The organism is Vibrio sp. V03_P4A6T147 (assembly GCF_002241085.1).
GTDB lineage: Bacteria > Pseudomonadota > Gammaproteobacteria > Enterobacterales > Vibrionaceae > Vibrio > Vibrio anguillarum.
This window is the reverse complement of the sequence record NZ_NDIO01000061.1, coordinates 1-8,593: the sequence shown is the minus strand read 5'-3', so window position 1 is coordinate 8,593 and position 8,593 is coordinate 1. Positions and strand designations below refer to the sequence as shown.

Annotated in this window: 7 protein-coding genes; 4 read left to right on the top strand and 3 right to left on the bottom strand. The window is 45.2% G+C overall.

Features of this window, described 5'->3' with window-relative positions; translation table 11 throughout:
• A partial coding sequence (locus B9J84_RS02155) for an IS4 family transposase (RefSeq protein ID WP_404206167.1) occupies window positions 1-236 on the top strand: 236 nt, incomplete at its 5' end.
• 568 nt (window positions 237-804) lie between these two features.
• Here B9J84_RS02155 and B9J84_RS02150 read toward each other — a convergent pair.
• Window positions 805-1,392, bottom strand: a complete 588-nt coding sequence (locus B9J84_RS02150) for a YjaG family protein (protein WP_094123436.1) — start codon at window positions 1,390-1,392, stop codon at window positions 805-807.
• Window positions 1,393-1,463: 71 nt separating this feature from the next.
• Here B9J84_RS02150 and B9J84_RS02145 point away from each other — a divergent pair, with 71 nt between their 5' ends.
• Both B9J84_RS02145 and B9J84_RS02140 read left to right on the top strand, forming a co-directional pair.
• Window positions 1,464-2,390 (top strand): D-2-hydroxyacid dehydrogenase, encoded by a 927-nt coding sequence (locus B9J84_RS02145; protein ID WP_094123435.1) that lies wholly within the window; start codon window positions 1,464-1,466, stop codon window positions 2,388-2,390.
• 168 nt (window positions 2,391-2,558) lie between these two features.
• Entirely contained in the window at window positions 2,559-3,794 is a 1,236-nt protein-coding gene (locus B9J84_RS02140; protein WP_013855795.1) for a mechanosensitive ion channel family protein, read from the top strand.
• A gap of 66 nt (window positions 3,795-3,860) precedes the next feature.
• Here B9J84_RS02140 and B9J84_RS02135 read toward each other — a convergent pair whose 3' ends face one another.
• On the bottom strand, window positions 3,861-5,750 hold the full coding sequence (locus tag B9J84_RS02135) for a methyl-accepting chemotaxis protein (protein WP_017048465.1): 1,890 nt from the start codon (window positions 5,748-5,750) through the stop codon (window positions 3,861-3,863).
• A 227-nt stretch (window positions 5,751-5,977) separates the two neighbouring features.
• The gene (locus B9J84_RS02130) at window positions 5,978-7,294 is read right to left on the bottom strand and encodes an MBL fold metallo-hydrolase RNA specificity domain-containing protein (protein WP_094123434.1); all 1,317 of its coding nucleotides are present in this window, start codon (window positions 7,292-7,294) and stop codon (window positions 5,978-5,980) included.
• A 379-nt stretch (window positions 7,295-7,673) separates the two neighbouring features.
• On the opposite strand from B9J84_RS02130, the gene B9J84_RS02125 reads away from it, so the two are divergent.
• Window positions 7,674-8,593 (top strand): sugar transferase (locus B9J84_RS02125; protein WP_094123433.1); only part of this gene is annotated, 920 nt, incomplete at its 3' end.

Here is an 8,593-nt window from a genome sequence, read left to right as displayed (position 1 = left end):
TATTAAAAGGCAAAGCATGGAAGCTAATGTGGCTAAAGCTAGAAAGAAAAGGGCTACCGAAGGAAGCTCCGGACATATCATGGGCTTACAGAGGTATTGCTCGATTAGGGGGTTGGAAGAATACAAAGCGAACGGGTCGTGCTTCTATAAAGACATTATGGCAAGGATGGTTTAGGTTACAAACCATCCTTGAAGGGTATGAACTGGCTAAGTCTCTTGATTCACCAGACTTGTGATCAAGAGACAGACCCTAACCCTCCCCTCAAAGGGGAGGGAATTTAAAAGCGATCACTGTAATCAGTACCTTTCGGCACCGAAACGAACGCTTTTAGTCCCTCACCCTTTTAGGGGGGAGGTTAGGAGGGGGTGTACAGAATTTAAAAGCGATCACTGTAATCAGCCCTTTTCGGCACCGAAACGAACGCTTTTATCAATCCTTTTTCAGGAAGACGAACGCGCTTTTGCCCATCCACCTTCAAGGTAGACGAGAGCGCTTTTAGTCCCTCCCCTTCTAGAGGAAAGTTAGGTAGATGTACGGAATTTAAAAGCGATCACTGAAATCAGCACATTTCAGCACCCAAAACGAACATGCTTTTAGCCTCTCCCCTTCAAGGTAGACGAGAGTGCTTTTAGTCCCTCCCCTTCTAGAGGAAAGTTAGGTAGATGTACGGAATTTAAAAGCGATCACTGAAATCAGCACATTTCAGCACCCAAAACGAACATGCTTTTAGTCTCTCCCCTTCAAGGTAGACGAGAGCGCTTTTAGTCCCTCCCCCTTCTAGGGGGAGGTTAGGAGGGGGTGTACTACAAACTCACACCAATGTTGCTCACGCCTTCGTCGCGTAGCTCTTGGCGTAGGTCTTTAATCAAATCAATATCTCGCTCTACGGCTTCACGCAGAGGGCGGAAAATAGCCCACTGCACATCCCATTCGGCGCAGACCGCTTCATTTTGTTTTTGATTGTCGTTGGTGATCTCTTCGCCCGTTTGCGCTTCTTCTAACTGCGCCACTGTCAGCACCGACACCTGACTGATTTTTTGCATGTTTTCATACAGATAATCGCGATCAAGCAGGCCGTGAAGTAGGTGAGACAAAGCCACACACGCATCAATTGCTGGGTACACAGCGTAAACATCAAAATCTTCTGGGCTTGGAATGATCTCTTCCAACTTCTCCAATTGGTTCTCGAAATTGATTTTGGCACTTTTTACCGTGAGCAATTCCCAAACACTGTCGAGAATATCTCGATATACTCGCGTGTGAGCAAATTCAGTATTGTCGCAAAACATGGCATAGTTCGGGTACATACGTTCACACAAACACGCCATAAAAGTAATTTGTTGCCAAGGTTCAAATTTCTCAAGACGAACCTGCAGAGGGTTTTGTAGCATAATCACTCAATCGCAGCAGAAAAAGACAGCGGAAGTGTACTTGATAACCAACAGGGAAAAAAGCAAAGCCGATGAACAATTTCACTCATAAACTCTATATTCTGACCGAACACAACGATATTTATCGACAAGCGATTGAACAGGCGCAGTTGAGCGGCTTAACCATCACTGACGATCGCAGCGAAGCAACCATTTTGCTGGCCGCGCCACCACTGGCGGCAAAGTATTTGGACGATTTTCCGCAACTGGAATGGTTGCACTCGGAATATGCAGGCGTCGACACCTTAATGTCGCCACAACTTCGTCAAGATTATGAGCTCACCAACGTTAAAGGCATCTTCGGCCAGCAAATTGCTGAATACGTTCTGGGCAACCTGATTGCACACTTTCGCCACTTTGCTTGCTACGCGCAGCAACAAGCGGCTAAACAGTGGCAGACCCACCCTTATCAATCGATCAATGATAAAACCATGGTGATCCTCGGCACAGGCTCGATTGGCAGCCATTTAGCGAAAGTAGCCAAAGCCTTTGGTTTGCACGTGATTGGCGTCAACCGCACTGGCATCCCAGCCAAAAATGGGGGGTTTGATAAAACCTATCACATTAACGAGCTTGCTACTGCCTTCGCCCACGCGGAGGTTGTGGTCAGTACGTTACCCAACACGCCGCACACCAAAGGCTTGCTCAATCAAAGTACGTTGAGCCATTGCCACAATGCATTGCTGTTTAATGTCGGGCGCGGTAAAAACCTTGTTGAGAGTGATTTGATTGCATTGATTGAAGAGGGGCACATTCAACACGCCTACCTCGATGTGTTTGAAAAAGAGCCATTAAGCGAAGATCACCCGTTCTGGACGCACCCTGCCATTAGCCTTACCCCGCACATCGCAGCAGTGAGTTTTCCTGAGCAAGTGGTTGAGATTTTCACCCGTAATTACGGCTTGTGGCGCGACGGGTTCCAACTTGAAAACAGAATTGATTTTGAAAAAGGCTATTAGGTCAAATAGCGGTTAATAATCGGCACTAAGCCTAGGGAAACCTTAACTCAATGTTACTATAGACACGCAAACCACTTGCCATTGCTGTCGAGAATACACTGCCGCATCGAACACGGGTTAATGCGGTAAAACAGGAACGGTATCGCCTAATGACACAAGGAGCAAATCATGCCTTCAGCCATCACTTCGTGGCTACAATCACTGAACATTAATTTAGAACAACTGCTGCCGATTGCTGAAGCACTTGGGCTTATCGCGCTTATTTCTATCGTTATCCATTTAGTGTTGCACCGAGGGGTGAGCCTATGGCTACAGCGGCGCACAACCAACGCACAAGTTTTACAAAACATTCTGTTTAGCAAAAAGCTTTTCAGCCGCTTTGCCTTGTTAATTCAAGGGATTGTCATTTCAATCCAAACTCAGTTATGGCTTAGCCACGCCAGTGCGACTTACGAACTGCTGCATACATTGACCTTACTGTGGATTATTCTCTTTGGCCTGTTAAGCAGTTACGCTCTGCTCAATGTGGTGGAAACGTTACTTTATCGCAGCGCAACCAGCCGTAACATTCCGCTCAAAGGCATTATTCAAAGCATCAAAATCATCGCATTTGTTATCGCCGCACTGTTTGCGACATCGATTTTAATTGGCAAATCACCAGTGCTACTGCTGAGCGGTTTAGGTGCGATGACGGCGGTCATCATGCTGGTATTTAAAGACCCGATTTTAGGATTAGTGGCGGGAATTCAGCTTTCAGCGAACCAAATGCTAAGCGTCGGTGACTGGCTCGAAATGCCCAAATATGGCGCAGACGGTAACGTCATCGACATTAGCCTGACCACAGTCAAAGTGCAAAACTGGGATAAAACCATCACCACTATTCCGACTTATGCCTTGATCTCTGATTCGTTTAAAAACTGGAAAGGGATGCAAGAATCAGGCGGCCGACGCATTAAACGCAGCGTATTAATTGATGCCAATAGCATTCACTTTCTGACGCCAGAAGAGCAAAGCTACCTACGCAAAGCACAACTTTTAGAGCCCTACTTGGCCGAAAAAGAACAAGAGCTCAACGCCTATAATCAGATGAGCCAACTCGATTTAGCCTGCCGCATCAATGGCCGCCGCTTAACCAACATTGGCAGTTTTCGTGCCTATCTAGAACGTTACTTGCGTAACCATCCCCAAATTCACCAAGGCATGACATTAATGGTGCGCCAACTGGCCCCCACGCACGATGGCGTCGCGCTGGAGATCTATTGTTTCACCAATACGGTCGTGTGGGTCGAATATGAAGGTATTCAATCGGATATTTTTGACCACATTTACGCCGTGCTTCCTGACTTCGGCCTGCGCGTTTCGCAAGCGCCAACTGGGAGTGACTTTCAAGCACTCGCAAGGTAAACGTGACATTGCCTGAATTTCCTCCCCCTAATGGGGGAGGTTTAATCGTAAAGTGATCGAGAAGGGTTACAGCTTAAAGCGGTTAATTTCTTGTTGAAGCTCTTTAGATAAACTAGAAAGCAATTCAGCTTGTTGGGAAGCTTCTTGCGCTTCTTTTGCCAGTTCATCAGACACATCACGTATACCTTGGGTATTACGCGTAATTTCCTCTGTGACTGACGCCTGTTCTTCTGCGGCGGTTGCAATTTGGGTTGCCATATCGCTGATCGTGCCGACCGCTTCACCAATTTTCACTAAGCTTTGCGCGGCCACGTTAGCATCTTCCACGCTACTTTCGGAAAGCTTGCTACTCTCAGTCATGATGTTCACGGCCTGAGTCGTGGTTTTCTGCAACGTTTCAATCGTCTGTTGAATCTCTTGCGTCGAACTGTGCGTTCGTTGGCTGAGTACTCGAACTTCATCCGCTACCACCGCGAATCCACGCCCTTGCTCACCCGCCCTTGCCGCTTCAATCGCCGCATTCAGTGCCAGTAAGTTGGTTTGCTCAGCAATGCCCTGAATCGCCGACAAGATCGTATTGATGTTTTGTGCGTGCTGATTCAAGTTCTCAATGACTTCTTTGGCTACCGTCATCTCTTTCGACAACTCACTGATCGACTGTTGAGTATTTTTCACCTGCTCAACGCCGTGGTTAGAAATTTTCACCGTATCCAAAGACGTGGCCGCTGTATTATCTGCATTGCCTGCAATCTCTTGCGTGGCGGCTGCCATTTCGTTAATTGCAGTGGCCACCATGTTGATTTCATCTTGTTGCACCATAATGCGTCGGGTACGCTCATGGGCTTGCGCAGCGGTGTTTTCTGCTTGCAGTGTTAACCCTTGCGACACTTCATGGAAACGCTTGATCATGCCGTGCATATTACCGACGAACTGATTAAAGTTATTCGCCAGTGCGCCTACTTCATCTTGATAACGTGGTTCAATGCGCTGCGTAAGGTCAGCATCACCGTCTGCAATTTCCGCCAATGCTTGGGAAACTCGGCCCAAGTCACGCAGTAAGAAGCCAACCAATGCCGAAAACACAATCACGACCAAAATTGTAATGGCGACTGATATCGAGGTTAACTGCATAAAGAGCGCGCCAATATTGGTGTACTCCACCTCTTTATCGAGCTCAATGCCGAGCACCCAGTCAGTCTCAGGAACGGCGGTAAAGAATAATAATTTTTCGACATCACCAACCATCACGGTTTGTATTTTATTCTCTGCCATTGAGCGGTCGATGACTTGTTGCGTTAGGTTAGGGCTATAAGAAGCCAGCGGTTTGAGAATCAAATCTTTATTACGGTGTGCAACAATTAACCCTGTATCACGATTAACCAACATAGCGTTTGATTTTGCCCCTGCATCAATCGCAATGACATCCTTCACTAACTGATCAATTAACACATCAGCACCAATAACGCCCCAAAACTGTCCGTCTTTCTTAATCGGTTCAGCGAGCGTTACCATCAAAGCGCCCGTGATCGCATCGGCATAAGCGGCAGTTAATATCGTGCCGGAGCTATTTTTCGCTTCTTGATACCATCCTCTTGTCCGAGGATCATAGCTTGCATTGTCTGCACCTCGAGACGGAATAGAACGGTGCATGGTGCCTTGCTCAGTGCCGAAATAGAGTAAATCAAACTGTGCACCTTGCTGAGCTTGCTGTAAAAAAGGCAGTGAATCTTCCTTCATTGTGTGAGGGATCACCGCACTAATGACTTTGCTACGAACATCCAACCATTGGGTAATCGAACTCGTTGCCGATTTCGAGATACCATACACCCTTTCCTTGATGCCACTCTCCGTTTCATCTTTCAATAAATTTGCCGACAGTAACGTCAACACCACCGCCATCACAATAACAACAAGCAAACTTGTCATTATCAACTTACCTTTTAACGATAGATTCACAACTCACCCCCATTGGTGAAATAGATTAGGTTTTGTTTGTAAGAATCGCCCACTACACATGTACACTTTGCACTCACACCGCGTCGTAATTAACCGACAAAAAGTCCAAGCCACAATCTAAGCCACAAAGCGTTATCGTTTAGTTGCTAATGGATACAAATCTTTTACACCTATTAAAAGTAAGTTACTGCTATTAACAATGCAATTAACACGGCAAAACATTGCGCTCAATCTATCACCTCATAACCTAAACTGCGCAACGTAACCGCAAAAGCTTGCTTTGTGGTGGGCTCTCCATGAATCAAATGAATTTGCTTAGGCTTGGTCGCAATGCCCTCAATAAAGCGCAACAAATCGGCTTGGTCGGCATGGGCAGAATAACCCGACATACTGTGAACCTGTGCATTCACCAGCACGTCATCGCCATCGATCATCACCGAGTGATCGCCTTGCGCAATTGCTCGGCCCAGAGTGCCTTGAGCTTGGAAGCCCGCAAAGATCACATCGGTTCTTTTATCAGGCAACAGCGCTTTTAAATAGGCCATCACTCGGCCACCTTCACACATGCCAGACGCGGCCACCACAATCGCCGCTTCCCCTGTTGAGGCTAAACGGTTGACCAATGCTTGATGGCTTCGATGATCTTGAACGGTAATACACTGTTCAAACGCAAGCGGATGTCTTTGTGCATCCAAACGCTTTTTCGCCTCTTTTCCCCACAATTTTTTAAACTTTCGGTAAGATTTCGTCACCTGTTGCGCCATGGGTGAATCTAAAATAATCGGAATATTGCCATCGATTTCACCGCTGAAGATCAATTGTTCAATATCAAACAGCAGCTCTTGCGTTCGGCCCACACTGAATGCTGGAATTAAAATGGTGCCACCGTCTTGTAAAGAACGGTTGATGATGTCCTTTAAGCGCTGCGCCCGCAGCTGAACATTGTCGTGGGTTTTGTTCGCGTAGGTTGATTCAATCAGCAGATAATCAGCGCGAGGCGGGGAGACTGGGTCCGGCAATAACGGTGTGTTGCTGGGACCTAAATCCCCTGAAAACAGGACAATTTCATTATTTGGCAGTTTCACTTCAATAAACGCTGAGCCTAAAATATGGCCCGCAGGCGTAAAGCGAAAATAAGTATTGTCTAAATCACGAGAAATACGCTGCCACACGCCATAATTCATCGGCTTTATTTGTTTATTCAGCCTTTCTAATATTCTTGTACGCTGTGCTTGCCCTAAACCAAGTTGAAGCTTTAACCCATCTTCTAACATTAATGGGAGTAATTCTGCGGTAGCGGGTGTGCAATAAATAGGCTGATGAAAACCAGCCTCTAATAACCAAGGTATACGGCCGATGTGATCAATATGCGAGTGAGTTAACAACAATGCCTGCAGATGAGTTAATGGAAAATCAATCGCCATTAGTCGGCTATCACGCCCTTGGAATAAGCCGCAATCAACCAAAATCCCTTTCTTCCCAAGCCTCAGCTCATGACAAGAGCCCGTGACGGTCTCTTTTCCACCATGGTGAATAATATCCATATTCTTCTCCTGAATTTATGTTTACTCGCATATTTAGCGGTTAAATAAACAACATAACATGGTTAGTGTTTCGACAAAAAATATCACTCACTGTTGCAAAACGCGATGCCATCCTTATAAATTGATTGTATTAATTTCAAAATCATCAATATTGATTAATTTTCAACACCAAATACTCGGATATATATACATAAGAAGAATCGGTATACCGGGGATAATAAATGTAATTGGTATGACATATCAGAAAAATAGTCTATACTGCCCGCCCAAATAGGAATATTCCTACAAAGTAGGTATATCCTTGCAGGAAAGCATAAGAAATCAATGATAATATAATCGCGCTAGGTTATTAAATTAATAAACCAGAAAGACTAAGGCTATGACTGATATTTTTAATGAGTCAACACAACACCGTGAATCCGTTGCTGAACTCTCTGAATTAGGCGATTACGATGGACAAGATCAAACGATTGATAGTTTGGTCAATGAGATAGTGTACATTTATTGTCCAGATGAAGATGCGAGCAAAATTCACACAGTGCTCTCTCGTCATCCAATTCACTACCAAGTAAACAACTACAACTTAGTCGATTTTAAAAATAAAACACTTTGTCATTTTAAAAGTGCGAATTTGTCTAAACGTCAACAGCTATTTTTAATCGCTGCGACCGAGTTTGGTGCATGGGTTGAGCCACTGGTCAGCTATTTTGACCGAAAAGTAGGCTATACAGAAACAGAGCTACTGCACAGTGGTTACTTCCTGCACCAAAAAGCCTTTTCTATTTTATCAAACAAAAGACATAGCCGAGAAAAACGTTTTATTGATCTCTTTTTTGTTTTCAGCTTATCGACTGTCGCAATACCCGTTGGGCTAATCACCGCGCTTCTCATTAAACTAGAATCACCCGGTCCTGTTTTCTTCAAACAACGACGGACAGGACAATACAACAAAGAATTTGAAGTGATTAAGTTTCGCTCAATGCGTAATGATGCAGAAAAAAATGGCGCGCAATGGGCAACAAAAAATGATGCACGTGTGACCAAAGTGGGCAAATTCATTCGTAAAACACGAATTGATGAACTTCCTCAATTAATCAATGTATTAAAAGGGGAAATGTCGATGGTTGGCCCACGGCCAGAACGTGAAGTATTTATTGATGAGCTTGAAAAGCAAATTCCCTACTACCGTTTTCGTCATGCGGTGAAACCGGGAGTTACAGGGCTTGCTCAAGTGAAGTACCCTTACGGTGCATCAGTAGAAGATGCCGTATGGAAACATAAATATGATGTGTACTACAT

Coding starts and splice junctions, on each gene's coding strand:
- B9J84_RS02140 (WP_013855795.1), top strand. CDS start 2,559: ATGCCTTCAGCCATCACTTCGTGGCTACAATCACTGAACATTAATTTA.
- B9J84_RS02145 (WP_094123435.1), top strand. CDS start 1,464: ATGAACAATTTCACTCATAAACTCTATATTCTGACCGAACACAACGAT.
- B9J84_RS02150 (WP_094123436.1), bottom strand. CDS start 1,392: ATGCTACAAAACCCTCTGCAGGTTCGTCTTGAGAAATTTGAACCTTGG.
- B9J84_RS02130 (WP_094123434.1), bottom strand. CDS start 7,294: ATGGATATTATTCACCATGGTGGAAAAGAGACCGTCACGGGCTCTTGT.